Source organism: Rhizobium sp. BK491 (assembly GCF_014194925.1).
Classification (GTDB): Bacteria; Pseudomonadota; Alphaproteobacteria; order Rhizobiales; family Rhizobiaceae; genus Rhizobium.
In genome coordinates this window covers 749,330-762,697 of sequence record NZ_JACIAR010000002.1, presented here as the reverse complement: position 1 = coordinate 762,697, position 13,368 = coordinate 749,330, and the positions used below count along the sequence as shown (strand labels likewise).

Sequence of the window (13,368 nt, the reverse complement as noted above, 5' to 3'; positions counted from 1 at the left end):
CCGGGGTGGGGTGATCGCGTCGATGTTTGTAGCCAAACAATTGTCACCTCCACCCGCCGCTTTGCGGCGACCTCCCCCCTTCACGGGGAAGGTGCCGAAAATTCGCGATCGAGCAGCCCCATCATGATGTCATCGTGCCAGCTGCCGTTGACATAGGCCGTCTCCCGCTCCCTTCCCTCGACAACGAAGCCGCATTTCTCGTAGGCGCGGATGGCACGCTGATTGTAGGCGAGCACGCGTATTCCGATGCGGTGCAGCCCCATATCGCTGAAGGCATGGCGTAACAGGAGAGTGATCGCTTCCGTGCCAAACCCTTTGCCAAGCAAGGCGGGATTACTGATACCGATCGCCATCGTCGCGCGCTTGTCCTGAAGATTGATGTTGTCCAATCTGATTTCGCCGGCAAAGGCGCCATTGATCTCGATAACCCATGCGTGAGGGTGATCGGCAATACCATGAACCCATCTGACCGCAGCCTCCCGAGTGATGGGCTTGATATCCTCCTTGTTGACGCCATACATTTCCGCGATCTCGGCATTGGTGCCCAAGAGGAGGCGCTCATCGGCGTCCTCGGCACATGGCGGGCGGAGCCTGACATTACGGCCTTTTAGAATCAGCGACGACAATGAACTCTCCTCCTCGGATGCTCTTCTGCCTATTGGACTTAGTTAGCCATGTCCTCTCAAGGAGGAGGTGACAAAGCTCATGATCGATCCGGCCATGTGAGGCTGAACACGCGAAGCCAATTGTCATACGCGAATTTTCGCAAGGTCAGCTCGTCGAAACCACTTTTGCGCATGGCGTCAAGGAGACGCGGCAAGCCGCTTGCGTCCTTGATCTCGCGGGGCATGACGGCACCATCGAAATCCGATCCCAAAGCGACCCCCTCGGGTCCAACGCGAGCGATGAGGTAATCGATCTGGCGAATAACGGCCTCGAGCGGGGTGTCCTCGTCAAGATTAGCATCCGCGCGGATATCGTTGACGGCAAGATTCAGCCCGACGACGCCGCCTGTATCGCGGATGGCATCCAATTGCCGGTCGGTGAGGTTTCGGGTCGACGGACATATGGCATGGGCGCAGGCGTGGGTGGCGACGAGCGGAGCGGTACTCAATGCGGCCACGTCCCAAAATCCGCGCTCGTTCAGATGGGAAACATCGATCATGATCCCCAATTCATTGCATCTTCTGACCAGGCTCTTTCCCAAATCGGTGAGGCCGGGTCCAGTATCTGGCGATCTCGGATAGGCGAACGGAACGCCGTAACCAAAGATATTCGGGCGGCTCCAGACAATGCCCAGGGATCGAAGGCCGGCATTGTGCAGGCTGTCCAGATAGCCGAGATCGGGGCCGATGGCGTCGGCGCCTTCCATATGGAGCACGATGGCAAAGGCGCCGTCATATCGTGCCGTCTCGATCTCACCGGCGCTCGTTGCAAGGCGTATTTTATCGCCCGAACGTCCAATCAGCTTCTTTATGGCCGAAAGCTGTCCGTCGATTTGCCGGCGGGCATGGTCCGGATGCAAAGCTTCAGCATAGCGAACCTCGTAGCCATCATGGGTGATCGTCAGGTCATCCACCGGCTCTTGGTCCGGCGCGGCGTACATCGCAAACAATCCGCCAGCCAAGCCACCTTCGAGCGCCCGCGGAAGATCGAGATGCCCTGTCTCGGACCGAACCAGAAAATCACGGCCGTCGGGTCTATAGTCCAGCATGAACTGGACCGCATCATTATGCCCATCGAAAATCCGAACATTATCCATGCGATCGCTGTCCCCAAAAATCAGCGGCCGTTCCCCGGATGCCGCTCACCACCGATCTCTCGAAAAGCAAGGGTCATCCCCGCCAGCCTTCGAGAAACACGACCTTCTCGACGCCGGTGAAACGGGCAATACGCTCCAGCTCAGCTTCCAGCTTCTCCAGCCGGCCGGCCGATGCCTTGACGCCCGGTTCAAGCCACAGGCGCTTGACGTCAAGCGTTCCCGCCTTGCGGTCGGCCTTCATATCGATCCGTCCGATCAGACGGTCTCCTTCGAGGAGCGGAAAAACGTAATAGCCGTATTCACGCTTCGGTTCCGGCACGAAAATCTCGATGCGGTAGAAGAAGCCGAACAGGCGTTCGGTGCGATTGCGATCGCGCAGCGTGGGATCGAAGGGGCTGAGGACGCGGATACGCGCCGGCGCTTCGGCGTGACTGTCGAGCGTGTCATGAAAGTCGAGGAAAGCAAGCGAAGGGCGAGGCTTGCCGCCAGCGGCAGGCTCGATCAGCACTTCGGTCAGCTCGTCGCGATGCGTCTCGACCCAGCTCTTGGCCTCCTGCGGCGTCACCAGATCCCAGAAGGCGGCAATCTCGCCTGAGGTCGCAAAGCCGAGACGCTGCAGCGCGCTGCGGCAGGCCCAATCGACAAATTCGTCATGCTCCACTTCCGGCTCATGGAAATGGGCCGGCAGCACACGCTCCACGAGGTCATAGACCTTCTGGAAATTGGTGCGGCCGGCGATCGCGAACTTGCCGGTGCGCCAGAAATATTCGAGCGCCGTCTTGTTGGGGTGCCAGTTCCACCAGCCACCGGAGACATGATCTTCCGCCTTGACCTCGCGGGCGGTGATCGCGCCGTTCTTCAGCACGCGCTCGTAGGTTTCCTCGAAAGCCGCCTCGAACCCCTCGCCGCGCCATTTCCGCCAGCGTTCGATAATCGCCGCTTCCTCGCGGCGAAAACGGTGCTTCCAATAGACGAAGAATGCGCTCGGTAGAATGGAGGCGTCGTGCGTCCAGTTCTCGAAGAGCGCGCCGTCCTTTTCCAGAAGTTCCGTCAGGTGCTCGCGCCGATAGGTCTGGTTGCGCGAAAACAGGATCTGGTGATGGGCACGCTCGACGGTGCCTATGCTATCGACCTGCACGAAGCCGATGTCATGGATGAGCTGCAGCAGGCCGGCCTTGGTCAAGGCGCGGTTCGGCGGATTGGCAAGCCCCTGCTTGGCAAGGAACACGCGGCGGGCGTCACGATTCGAGAGCAGATTCGTCATACGCGGATCATAGGCATAAATTCCCATGCTTTCAAAGAGGCCCCGATTTGATAAATCGAGGCGATGCGCTATAGCTCCGCGATAGAGCAACTCCAGGAAAAGTGCGTAGCGGTTTTCCGTCCGGGATTGCGAGACAATAAAAGGCTGGAGCGGCTCTGAGGTTCCGTGAAACGCTGAACCGCTCCAGCTTACCGAACAAGGAAGCCGCTTGGACATCCGCTTCGAAAATGCCGGCGTCGATTACGGCAAGCGCACTGCGCTGTTTCCGCTGAGCCTGACGCTTCAAGAGCGTCGTATTGGCGTCATCGGTCTCAACGGCTCCGGAAAGACAACCTTTGCGCGGCTGATCAACGGGCTTGTCAAGCCGACGAGCGGGCGGGTCGTGGTCGACGGGCTCGACACCGTCGGTGACGCTGCCAAAGTGCTCGGCAAGGTCGGCTATATCTTCCAGTCGCCGCAGAACCAGATCATCCTGCCCATCGTGCGCGACGACATCGCCTTTGGGCTCAAGGCGCGCGGATATGACAAGGCGCAGATCGAAACCGCGGTCGAGGGCATTCTTGACCGTTTTGGCGTTAGCCATCTCAGCGCGCGGCGGGCACATGAGCTTTCCGGTGGTGAGTTGCAGATGGCCGCACTCTGCTCGGTACTGGTCACCGGCCCGGATATCCTCATTCTGGACGAACCGACAAATCAGCTCGATCTGAAGAATCGGGCGCTCGTTCAGAAGACCATGGCAACGCTTCCAGAGAATGTCATCGTCATCAGCCACGACCTGCCGCTACTTGAGGATTTCGACCGTGTGCTGCTGTTCGACCAGGGCCGGCTTGTTGCCGACGCGCCCGCAATGGAGGCCATCGCCCGCTACAAGGAGATGGCAGGCTGATGCAGACACTGCATGTCGATGTCGATACATGGCTACACCGGCTTTCGCCGCGCGTGAAGCTGCTGGCGCTTGCCGCACTCGGCCTCCTGCTGTTCCTGACCCAGTCTATCCCGGTGCTTGCCTGCGCAAACCTTGTCGGTGCCGCCCTTTATCTTCGCAGTGGGCTGCCAGTTGCAGAGGCGCTCAAGCGGCTACGACCTATCCTCGTCTCGATTGCCGTCCTGGCCATATTCGCGGCAATCGTCGGCCCGCTGCACGCAGTCATCGTTATGGCGCTGCGATTGACCGCGCTGGCGCTATTTGCCGCCACGGTGACGGCGACGACATCGATGGCTGCTTTCATTGATGAGATCACCGCCCTTGCCACGCCGCTCGAAAGGCTCGGCCTGCTGAAAGCCGCTGATATCGGCCTTGCGATCGGCCTCGTCATCCGTTTTGTGCCTGAAATTCTCGATCGCTACCGCGCAATCCGTGAAGCGCATCAGGCCCGCGGGATCAAGATTCGCCTCGCAACCACGCTCGCGCCGCTGATCATCCTGACACTGCGCGATGCGGACAACATCGCGGCGGCGATTGACGCGCGCGGCATTCGGCGTCAATGAACATGGGACTTTGTTGGAAGGAACCGCCATGAACACCCGCGATCTCGTCCTCTCGGCGCTGTTTGCCGCCATCATCGTGGCGCTCGGCCTCTTGCCGCCCATCCCGATCGGCATCATTCCGGTTCCGATCACGGCACAATCTCTCGGCGTCATGCTTGCCGGTGTCGTGCTAGGCGCAAGGCGTGGCGCGATCGCGGTATTGCTCGTGGTCGTTCTTGTCAGCATCGGCCTACCGGTGCTGTCGGGCGGACGCGGCGGTCTTGCAGTGTTTGCCGGCCCGACGGCCGGCTTCTTCGTCGGCTGGATATTCGCAGCCTTCGTCACCGGCTATCTCTCCGAGAGATTGGTGAAGCCGGAGCAGAGCGGCCTCGTTCAAGGCGTCGGCTTCTTCATCGCTGCCGTCATTGGCGGTGTCGTGGTGCTCTATGCATTGGGCATTGCCTGGCTCGCCATCAATATCGGCTTCGGCAAGGCGTTTATCGGGTCTCTGGGCTTCGTGCCGGGCGATATCGTCAAGGCCGTGGTCGCGGCCCTGGTCGGCCGCGCCGTCATGGTCGGCTATCCGCTTCTGCCGCAGCGCAGCTAAAACTCGGCTCAAGCCAGATATTTATAGAGCCAGTCGCGCGTGTCTTCCGGCAGCGGCACGGGATCATGCTCGTCGCCGCGCACCGCAAGCCAGAGGATTTCCACTTCCGCCGCCAGTTCGTTGCCTGTTTCGACCGCCACGACGAAACCGACCGACTTGCCGCCGATCTTGTTGACACTGATCGAGTAGCGGGCGAGTTCATCATAGTGCAAGGCACGGTGCAGCGAACAGGATACCTTCTTGGCGATGTAGACGGGCTCGTCGTCGACAAGCGGCCTCGTGCGCCAGAAGTTCGAGAGCGCGGTCTCTGCCTGTGAGATATAGGATGCGATAAACATCTGGCCGTGCCGGTCGACATCGCGCGGCGGCACCCTTACCTCGATGACATCGGATCGCTCTATTCTTGCCATGACGCAATAACCCTGGCCGACGCCATACTGACCTTAACGAAAGCTTAACACCACGCTTCGATAAGTAAACGGGCGCCATTCCAAAGTGGTTAAGATGGATTGTTGACATTGTAGTGACATGGTCCATGTCCTGTAATAGGCGTCACACCTCATTTATAGATTGGCCCCATGAGCACACGTCTTTACGAACATCCGATCTTCCTTGAACACATCGTTCCAGCAGGTCACCCCGAACGGCCGGATCGGCTGCGATCGCTGAACATCGCGCTGGAGCATCCAAATTTCGAGCGGCTGGATCGGCGAAAAGCGCCTGCCGCGCATGAGGATGCAGTCCTGCTTGCCCACCCTGAGGAGCATCTGGAGTTCGTGCTGCGCTCGATGCCGGACAGGGGCGACGACGGCGAGATCAACCAGCTGGAAGCCGATACATATGCGAGCCCGAAGACGTTGCAGGCGATCATGCATGGCGTCGGCGGCGCCATGGCGGCGGTCGACGACGTCTTCTCCGGTGCGGCCGACAATGTCTTCGTCGCGGCCCGCCCGCCCGGCCACCATGCCGAGAAGACCAAGGCCATGGGCTTCTGTTTCTTCAACAATGCCGCGATTGCCGCCCGCCATGGACAAAAGGCCCACGGCGCCGAGCGCGTCGCCATCGTCGATTGGGACGTGCACCACGGCAACGGCACGCAGGACATCTTCTGGGACGATCCGTCCGTGCTCTTCTGCTCCACCCATCAGATGCCGCTCTATCCGGGCACGGGCAAGAAGGAGGAGCGGGGCACGCACAACACCATCGTCAATGCGCCGCTGTCGCCCAATACCGGCGGCGATCATTTCCGCGAGGCCTTCAAGTCGCGCGTTTTGCCGGCGCTCACCGACTTCAGCCCCGACCTCATCATCATCTCGGCCGGGTTTGACGCCCACCACCGCGATCCCCTGGCGCAATTGAACCTGACGGGCGAGGATTTCGACTGGGCGACGGGGCGGCTGCTCGAGATCGCTGACCGAAGCGCCAAGAACCGGGTCGTCAGCCTGCTCGAAGGCGGCTATGATCTGGAAGGTCTCGCCGAGTCGGCGGGAATGCATATTCTGCGCATGATGAGAGGTTGACGATGAGCGAGAACGCCAAGGCAGATGTATCAGGCTATTCCTTCGAGAAGGCCGTGGCGGAGCTTGAAAGCATCGTGGCCCGGCTTGAGCGCGGCGACGTGGCGCTCGACGAATCCATTTCGATCTACGAGCGGGGCGAAGCGCTGAAGAAGCATTGCGAGGCACTCCTTTCGGCCGCGGAAAACCGCATCGAGAAGATCAGGCTCGACCGCGCCGGCAAGCCTCAAGGCACAGAAGCGCTGGATGGCGCTTGAGACGAAGCGGGAAAATTTGAGTTTGGGTGACATTGCCGGTAGGTTGGCCCGGTAGGTTGCGTTCCGACCGAAAGGAGAGCCGTTATGTCCTTCTTCCCAGGCAACGATCCGCAGGCCGGTGATGCCTTCGCCTGCGACGCGATCGAAAATCTGATTATACCGCGCACCAGCGACCTCGGCGGCTTCTCCGTGCGGCGCGCACTTCCGAGCAGCCGGCGGCGACTGGTGGGGCCGTTCATTTTCTTCGATCGCATGGGGCCTGCCATTTTACGGCCGGATCAGGCGCTCGACGTGCGCCCGCATCCGCATATCGGCCTTTCCACCGTCACCTATCTGTTCGACGGCGAAATCCGCCATATGGATAGCCTCGGCACCGCCAAGGTGATCCGCCCCGGCGACATCAACCTGATGACGGCCGGGCGCGGCATCGTGCATTCCGAGCGCACGCCGGAGAACCTGCGCGACCATCCGTTTTCCATGTCCGGCTTGCAGACGTGGCTGGCGCTGCCCGACGACAAGGAGGAGATCGATCCCTCCTTCGCCCATACGGAAAAGGATGACTTACCAACGATCGCCGACGGCGGCGTGAGCGGGCGCGTTGTCATCGGCGATTTCGAAGGCCTGAAATCGCCGGTGAAATCATTCACCGATACGCTCTATGTCGATCTTCAGCTCCAGCCGAACACGACGTTTCCTTTTGGGGCAGCGCATGAGGAGCGTGCCGTCTACATTCTCTCCGGTTCGCTTGTCGTCGCCGGCGACCGTTTCGAACAGGATCAGCTCCTCGTCTTCCGACCCGGCGATGCGATAACGCTGGAGGCCGCCGAAAAAGGCTGTCATCTTATGCTTTTTGGCGGTGCAGCGCTCAATTCGAAGCGCTATATCTGGTGGAATTTCGTCTCGTCCTCAAAGGAGCGTATCGAAAAGGCCAAGGAAGAATGGCGTACAGGCCGCTTCGATATCGTGCCGGGCGACGAGGAAGAGTTCATTCCCCTGCCGGAGGGCTAACGGGTTCATAACATTCCCACATGTTTCTTGTTCGGGAGTACCTTGAATTCGGCGCCTTTTGTCGCAATCTGTTTTGACGTAAAGGCGGACAACCGCCCAAGAATAGCAAGAAAGAGGCTTCAGCCTTGACACAAATGCCACAGACGCCCCTGCTGGACCGGGTCCAATATCCTTCCGACCTGCGAAAGCTGGAGGACCGGGAATTGCCGCAACTCGCCCGCGAAGTCCGCGATGAGATGATCGATGCGGTATCGCGCACCGGCGGACATCTTGGCGCCGGCCTCGGCGTGGTCGAGCTGACCATTGCAATCCACAGCGTCTTCAATACGCCGAACGACCGCCTCATCTTCGATGTCGGGCACCAGTGTTATCCGCACAAGATCCTGACCGGGCGCCGCGACCGCATTCGCACGCTGCGCCAGGAAGGCGGTCTTTCCGGCTTCACGCGCCGAGCCGAGAGCGAATACGATCCCTTCGGCGCCGCGCACTCCTCGACATCCATTTCGGCCGGTCTGGGCATGGCGGTTGCCGCCGAGCTCGATAATACCGACCGCCGCGTGATCGCCGTCATCGGCGACGGCGCCATGTCGGCCGGCATGGCCTATGAAGCTCTGAACAATGCCGGCGCGCTCGATGCGCGGCTGATCGTCATCCTCAACGACAACGATATGTCGATCGCCCCGCCGACGGGAGCGATGAGCGCCTATCTCGCGCGCCTCGCCTCCGGCCGCACCTATATGGGCTTCCGGGACTTTGGAAAGAAACTGACCGCCTATCTCGGCAAGAAGGTTGACCGCGCCATCACCCGGGCGGTCGAGCACGCACGGGGCTATGTGACCGGCGGCACCATGTTCGAGGAAATGGGCTTCTACCATATCGGCCCGATCGACGGCCATTCCTTCGAGCATCTGCTTCCGGTGCTGCGCAATGTGCGCGACAATGCGCAAGGCCCGGTGCTGATCCACGTCGTGACGCAGAAGGGCAAGGGCTATGCGCCCGCCGAGGCGGCCGCAGACAAATATCATGGCGTCAACAAGTTCGACGTCATCACGGGTGCACAGACGAAAGTGAAGCCGAATGCGCCAAGCTACACAAGCGTCTTTGCGGACGCTTTGGTGCAGGAGGCGACCCTCGATGACAAGATCGTCGGCATTACCGCCGCCATGCCGAACGGCACCGGCCTCGACAAGCTGCAGGAATTCTTTCCGAAGCGCTGTTTCGACGTCGGTATCGCCGAGCAGCATGCCGTGACCTTCGCTGCCGGCCTCGCCGCCGAAGGTTACAAGCCCTTTGCTGCCCTTTACTCCACCTTCCTGCAACGCGCCTATGACCAGGTGGTGCATGATGTGGCCATTCAGGGCCTGCCGGTGCGCTTCCCGATCGACCGCGCCGGCTTCGTCGGCGCCGATGGCCCCACGCATGCCGGCTCTTTCGACACCGCTTTCCTGGCCGCCCTGCCCGGCTTCGTCGTCATGGCCGCAGCCGATGAGGCGGAACTCAAGCATATGGTGCGCACAGCCGCCGCCTATGATCTCGGCCCGATCTCCTTCCGCTATCCGCGCGGTGAAGGCGTCGGCGTCGATCTGCCGGAGCGCGGTCAAATCCTCGAAATCGGCAAGGGTCGCGTCATCAAGCAGGGCACGAAGGTCGCCCTGCTCTCCTTCGGTACGCGCCTGGCCGATAGCCTTGCCGCCGCCGAAGATCTGGACGCTGCCGGGCTTTCGACGACGGTTGCGGACGCACGCTTCGCCAAGCCGCTCGACCACGATCTCATCCGCCAGCTTGCCGCCCATCACGAGATCCTGATCACCATCGAGGAAGGCTCGGTCGGCGGTTTCGGCAGTCAGGTCATGCAGTTCCTTGCCAATGAAGGTCTGCTCGACAGCGGCCTGAAAATCCGCTCGCTGGTCATGCCCGATATCTGGATGGAACAGGCCAAGCCTGAGGTCATGAACGCCATGGCTGGCCTCGATCGTGCCGGCATCGTGCAAACGGTATTCCGCGCGCTCGGCCGCGGCCGCATCGTTGGAGCCGCCGGATAAGGCGCGAAAATCAGGCGGCCCTACGGCTGCCTGATCCCAAATATCTTCGCATATCAGGCATCGAGTGCATTGAAGACCGCTACGCGGTCTCGACCTTCTGCCTTCGCCCGATAGAGGGCAGCATCAACATTCTTCAGCAGCGTCACGCGCGTGGCGCCATCATGCGGCGCGAGGGCCGCGCCGATGCTGAGCCTCGCAAAAACGGATACTCCATCGACTGCGAAGGGCGTTCTGAAAGCTGCGAGCAGCCGCTCGGACAGGGACACAAGCGCATGCTTGTCAGGCGAATCCGGGACGAATATCGCAAACTCGTCGCCGCCCATGCGCACGACGATGTCGTCCGCGCGGAGGACCGAACGGATACGCAGCGATGCCTCGCACAGAACTTCGTCGCCGACATTGTGACCGAAGCGATCGTTGATCGATTTGAAGCCGTCCATGTCGAGATAGAGGACGCCGAAATTGCCGCCTTTCGTGATGGCAGTGCTCAATGCACCGTCAACGATAGATTCCAGCGCCGACCGATTGAAGAAACGGGTCAGCGGATCGGTCATAGCCGCCGCGCGCAGATCATTCTCGGCTATTCCCATCAGCAAGTTCGTTTTCTGCAGACGCAGAAGCGCGCTTGCGATCTGGGCAAAGCGCCTCAGACTTTGCTCCTCACTCGAGGAAAACTGCCTCGGCCTCTGATCGAGGATGCAGAAGGCTCCTACCGGCAAACCGTTCTCCAGTCGCACTGGAGCGCCTGCATAAAAGCGAAAATAGGGATCATCGAGAACAAAGGGGGCAGCCTTCAGCTCCGGTTCTTCCATAAGGTCCGGAAGGACCAGCAGTTCGTCATCGAAAACCACCCGCGTGCAGATCGACATATCGCGCGAACATTCGGCGATCTTCAGCCCCGCCTGGCCTGCTATGCGTTGCCAGTCCTCGTCGATAATGTTGATTGCCGCATAGGGTGTCTCGAACACGCCTCTTGCCAATTCGGCGAGGGTCGCAAGCTCCGGCGTCGGACTGCTATGAACTCCATTCAGGGAGCGCACGGCCAAAAGTCTCTGTGTCTCATTGGCCGGAACTCGGACGAGCTGCCCCATTCAGATCTCCCTCAGCATCACCATGCGTTCTATAACAAGGAGGTTCGCCGCCCACGGCAACCCTGCCGCTGATCAAATATTTAATAAATCTTGACCAAAGGATGGTCCGCCGAGAAGCAGACGATAGCCAGGAGCCTTTTCCTCAAGAAAAGAGCGCTCCAGCGACAGCGCGCTGCCCCAAAGTCGGACAGGTCGCTGAAAATGATGCTCTTCTGAAAGCTGTGAAAAGAGCGGCCCGCCGCAAAGGGACGGGCCGCCGATAGGTCTACGAGGGTAGTTCGCCGTGAAAGCCTCCGGGGGGCGCCACGAAGCCGCCGTGGAGCGATCAGAATTCTTCCCAATCATCCCTTGCGGCGGCAGCGTTAGCACTTGTCTTTCCGGCAAAAGCCTGGGCAATGGTGCGGCCCAGGGCGCGAGCCGGAGAGGCTGCGGGTTTAGAACGCGCCGTCGCAGCAATGGGCCTGGCGGGTGCAGCCTTGGCGGTATTGCCGAGACGGAACTGCTGAAGCAGCTCGTTGAGTGCTGCAGCTTCGCGGGCGAGCGCATGGCTGGCCGCCGTCTGCTCCTCAACCATGGCGGCATTCTTCTGCGTGCCTTGATCCATGTTGTTGACGGCGGTGTTGATCTCCTGCAAGCCAGTCGACTGTTCGCGGGTCGCAGTCACGATTGCGCCGACATGGCGGTTGATCTCCTGCACCTCGGATACGATCAGTTCCAGCGCCTTGCCGGTCTCGCCGACCAGCGACACACCGGTATTGACCTGATCGCTCGACGTCGTGATCAGCGACTTGATTTCCTTGGCGGCATTGGCCGAGCGTTGCGCAAGCTCGCGTACTTCCTGGGCAACGACCGCAAAGCCCTTGCCTGCATCCCCGGCACGGGCGGCCTCGACGCCGGCATTCAGCGCCAGAAGATTGGTCTGGAACGCGATGTCGTCGATGACGCTGATGATGTTGCTGATCTCGCCCGAGGATTTTTCGATCTGCTGCATGGCCGAAACGGCTTTGCGAACCACTTCGCCCGACCGTTCCGCGCCGAGGCGGGCGCGTTCGACGAGATGGCCGACATCCTCGGCGCGCTTGGCGGAGTCGCGAACCGTGATCGTGACCTCTTCCAGTGCTGCGGCAGTCTCCTCGACGGCGGCGGCCTGCTGCTCGGTGCGGTGCGCCAGATCGTCGGCAGCCGAACGGATTTCGTCAGCACCGGCATTGATGGCGGAGGCATTTTGGCCAACGGACCGCAAGGCCGCTTCGAGCTTTTCGACTGCATTGTTGAAATCGGCGCGGACGCTGTCGAACTGCGGCGCGAGGCTATCATTAAGACGGGTTGCGACATTGCCCGACGACAGGGCCGCGAGGCCGCCGGCGAGCGCTTCCATGGCGAAACGGATTTCGCCCTCTTCACGCGCCTTCTGCTCGTCGTTCATCAGGCGCTGACGTTCGGCATCGCCACGCATACGCTCGGTCTCGCCGGCAAGACGCAGCTTCTCAATGCCAGCCTGCTTGAAGACGAGGACGGCATCCGCCATGCGGCCGATTTCATCGCCGCGGCCAACAGCCGGGACTTCAACGTCATGCTCGCCGTTTGCCAGACGGCCCATGGCCGCCGTCATGCCGACGATTGGACGGACAATAATGCGCGAAAGCAGCCAGGCAAGTACAGCGGCGGCAAGCGAGGCGAAGACGCCGCCGATGATGAGGGTCAAGCGCAGATCGCCATTGGCATCGTCCTGCATCGCTGCGAGACTGCTTGCCTTGGCGCGCGCAGCCTGCTTGATCTTGGCGGCGGCATCGCGAAAGCCGTCAAGCTGGCCCTTGGTTTCGTTCTGACCGATCTTGACGATCTGGTCGAGCGGCATCTCGGTTTCCTTACGCGCCTTGGCCTGCGGCTCCGCGAGCTGGTGGAAATAGAGATCGGCCGCCTTCTGCATGTTGTCGATCGCCTGCAGCAGATCTGGCGAATCGGCAGCCGACTGCTTTGCAGCAGCGATACTCTTCAGCATCCGCTCGCGATTGTTGAAGATATCGTCATAGGTGCTGTTGCTGCGCAGAAGCAGAAAGCCCCGCAGATTGACGGCCTGTTCCAACATGGCCTGTAGCGAATCATCGATCAGGCTGACGAGCTGCTGCGACCTTTCCTGCTCGACGGCAGCACCGGCGGAAACCTCTTGCTTGGAATAGACGAATGCGGAAACGCAGGCGAAAATGGCAATCAGGGCCGTAAATGTGATGGCAAGCTTGCCATTCAAAGAGAGCTTTTTCGCGGACATAAGCGGGGCGCCTCCGGAGCGCAGGTCCTGGCGAGCATGTTTAAGGACCGCGCGAGGAAGAGGCGCGGCTATGCTCGAAGAATT

Annotated in this window: 13 protein-coding genes; 7 read left to right on the top strand and 6 right to left on the bottom strand. The window is 60.7% G+C overall.

Annotated elements, in window-relative coordinates; all coding sequences use genetic code 11:
- Window positions 1–80: 80 nt before the first annotated feature.
- The 3 genes from FHX05_RS11545 to FHX05_RS11535 form a co-directional block, all read right to left on the bottom strand.
- Window positions 81–626, bottom strand: coding sequence for a GNAT family protein (locus FHX05_RS11545; protein WP_183871767.1), 546 nt, complete (start codon window positions 624–626; stop codon window positions 81–83).
- A gap of 77 nt (window positions 627–703) precedes the next feature.
- Complete coding sequence (locus FHX05_RS11540) at window positions 704–1,762, bottom strand: dipeptidase (protein ID WP_183871765.1); 1,059 nt, start codon at window positions 1,760–1,762, stop codon at window positions 704–706.
- Between the two features lie 73 nt (window positions 1,763–1,835).
- The gene (locus tag FHX05_RS11535) at window positions 1,836–3,026 is read right to left on the bottom strand and encodes a winged helix-turn-helix domain-containing protein (protein ID WP_183710897.1); all 1,191 of its coding nucleotides are present in this window, start codon (window positions 3,024–3,026) and stop codon (window positions 1,836–1,838) included.
- A 208-nt stretch (window positions 3,027–3,234) separates the two neighbouring features.
- On the opposite strand from FHX05_RS11535, the gene FHX05_RS11530 reads away from it, so the two are divergent.
- From FHX05_RS11530 to FHX05_RS11520, 3 genes are read left to right on the top strand one after another with little or no spacing between them, the layout of a single operon-like run.
- Window positions 3,235–3,912 carry an energy-coupling factor ABC transporter ATP-binding protein gene (locus tag FHX05_RS11530; RefSeq protein ID WP_183871763.1) on the top strand — a complete coding sequence of 226 codons (678 nt, stop codon included), beginning with the start codon at window positions 3,235–3,237 and terminating at the stop codon, window positions 3,910–3,912.
- On the top strand, window positions 3,912–4,514 hold the full coding sequence (locus FHX05_RS11525; protein WP_183871761.1) for an energy-coupling factor transporter transmembrane protein EcfT: 603 nt from the start codon (window positions 3,912–3,914) through the stop codon (window positions 4,512–4,514). Before FHX05_RS11530 ends, FHX05_RS11525 begins: the two co-directional genes overlap by 1 nt.
- A 28-nt stretch (window positions 4,515–4,542) precedes the next feature.
- The gene (locus FHX05_RS11520; RefSeq protein ID WP_112397993.1) at window positions 4,543–5,100 is read left to right on the top strand and encodes a biotin transporter BioY; all 558 of its coding nucleotides are present in this window, start codon (window positions 4,543–4,545) and stop codon (window positions 5,098–5,100) included.
- Between the two features lie 8 nt (window positions 5,101–5,108).
- Here the strand turns inward: FHX05_RS11520 and FHX05_RS11515 are convergent, their stop codons facing one another.
- Entirely contained in the window at window positions 5,109–5,510 is a 402-nt protein-coding gene (locus FHX05_RS11515; protein ID WP_183871759.1) for an acyl-CoA thioesterase, read from the bottom strand.
- A 168-nt stretch (window positions 5,511–5,678) separates the two neighbouring features.
- On the opposite strand from FHX05_RS11515, the gene FHX05_RS11510 reads away from it, so the two are divergent.
- The 4 genes from FHX05_RS11510 to dxs all read left to right on the top strand — a co-directional run bounded on the left by FHX05_RS11510 (window position 5,679) and on the right by dxs (window position 9,924).
- On the top strand, window positions 5,679–6,620 hold the full coding sequence (locus FHX05_RS11510; RefSeq protein ID WP_183871757.1) for a histone deacetylase family protein: 942 nt from the start codon (window positions 5,679–5,681) through the stop codon (window positions 6,618–6,620).
- A gap of 2 nt (window positions 6,621–6,622) precedes the next feature.
- On the top strand, window positions 6,623–6,874 hold the full coding sequence (locus tag FHX05_RS11505; RefSeq protein ID WP_015339025.1) for an exodeoxyribonuclease VII small subunit: 252 nt from the start codon (window positions 6,623–6,625) through the stop codon (window positions 6,872–6,874).
- 84 nt (window positions 6,875–6,958) lie between these two features.
- Window positions 6,959–7,882, top strand: coding sequence for a pirin family protein (locus tag FHX05_RS11500; RefSeq protein ID WP_183871755.1), 924 nt, complete (start codon window positions 6,959–6,961; stop codon window positions 7,880–7,882).
- 125 nt (window positions 7,883–8,007) lie between these two features.
- A complete protein-coding gene (gene dxs, locus FHX05_RS11495; RefSeq protein ID WP_183871753.1) occupies window positions 8,008–9,924 on the top strand; it encodes a 1-deoxy-D-xylulose-5-phosphate synthase in 1,917 nt (638 codons plus the stop codon).
- A gap of 53 nt (window positions 9,925–9,977) precedes the next feature.
- Here dxs and FHX05_RS11490 read toward each other — a convergent pair whose 3' ends face one another.
- Both FHX05_RS11490 and FHX05_RS11485 read right to left on the bottom strand, forming a co-directional pair.
- Complete coding sequence (locus FHX05_RS11490) at window positions 9,978–11,015, bottom strand: sensor domain-containing diguanylate cyclase (protein WP_183871743.1); 1,038 nt, start codon at window positions 11,013–11,015, stop codon at window positions 9,978–9,980.
- Between the two features lie 325 nt (window positions 11,016–11,340).
- A complete protein-coding gene (locus FHX05_RS11485; protein ID WP_183871741.1) occupies window positions 11,341–13,284 on the bottom strand; it encodes a methyl-accepting chemotaxis protein in 1,944 nt (647 codons plus the stop codon).
- Window positions 13,285–13,368: the final 84 nt, after the last annotated feature.

Excerpts from the sequence above, each read along its gene's own strand:
- FHX05_RS11540 (WP_183871765.1), bottom strand. The coding sequence starts at position 1,762 with ATGGATAATGTTCGGATTTTCGATGGGCATAATGATGCGGTCCAGTTC.
- FHX05_RS11535 (WP_183710897.1), bottom strand. The coding sequence starts at position 3,026 with ATGACGAATCTGCTCTCGAATCGTGACGCCCGCCGCGTGTTCCTTGCC.
- FHX05_RS11525 (WP_183871761.1), top strand. The coding sequence starts at position 3,912 with ATGCAGACACTGCATGTCGATGTCGATACATGGCTACACCGGCTTTCG.
- FHX05_RS11520 (WP_112397993.1), top strand. The coding sequence starts at position 4,543 with ATGAACACCCGCGATCTCGTCCTCTCGGCGCTGTTTGCCGCCATCATC.
- FHX05_RS11515 (WP_183871759.1), bottom strand. The coding sequence starts at position 5,510 with ATGGCAAGAATAGAGCGATCCGATGTCATCGAGGTAAGGGTGCCGCCG.
- FHX05_RS11510 (WP_183871757.1), top strand. The coding sequence starts at position 5,679 with ATGAGCACACGTCTTTACGAACATCCGATCTTCCTTGAACACATCGTT.
- FHX05_RS11505 (WP_015339025.1), top strand. The coding sequence starts at position 6,623 with ATGAGCGAGAACGCCAAGGCAGATGTATCAGGCTATTCCTTCGAGAAG.
- FHX05_RS11500 (WP_183871755.1), top strand. The coding sequence starts at position 6,959 with ATGTCCTTCTTCCCAGGCAACGATCCGCAGGCCGGTGATGCCTTCGCC.
- FHX05_RS11490 (WP_183871743.1), bottom strand. The coding sequence starts at position 11,015 with ATGGGGCAGCTCGTCCGAGTTCCGGCCAATGAGACACAGAGACTTTTG.
- FHX05_RS11485 (WP_183871741.1), bottom strand. The coding sequence starts at position 13,284 with ATGTCCGCGAAAAAGCTCTCTTTGAATGGCAAGCTTGCCATCACATTT.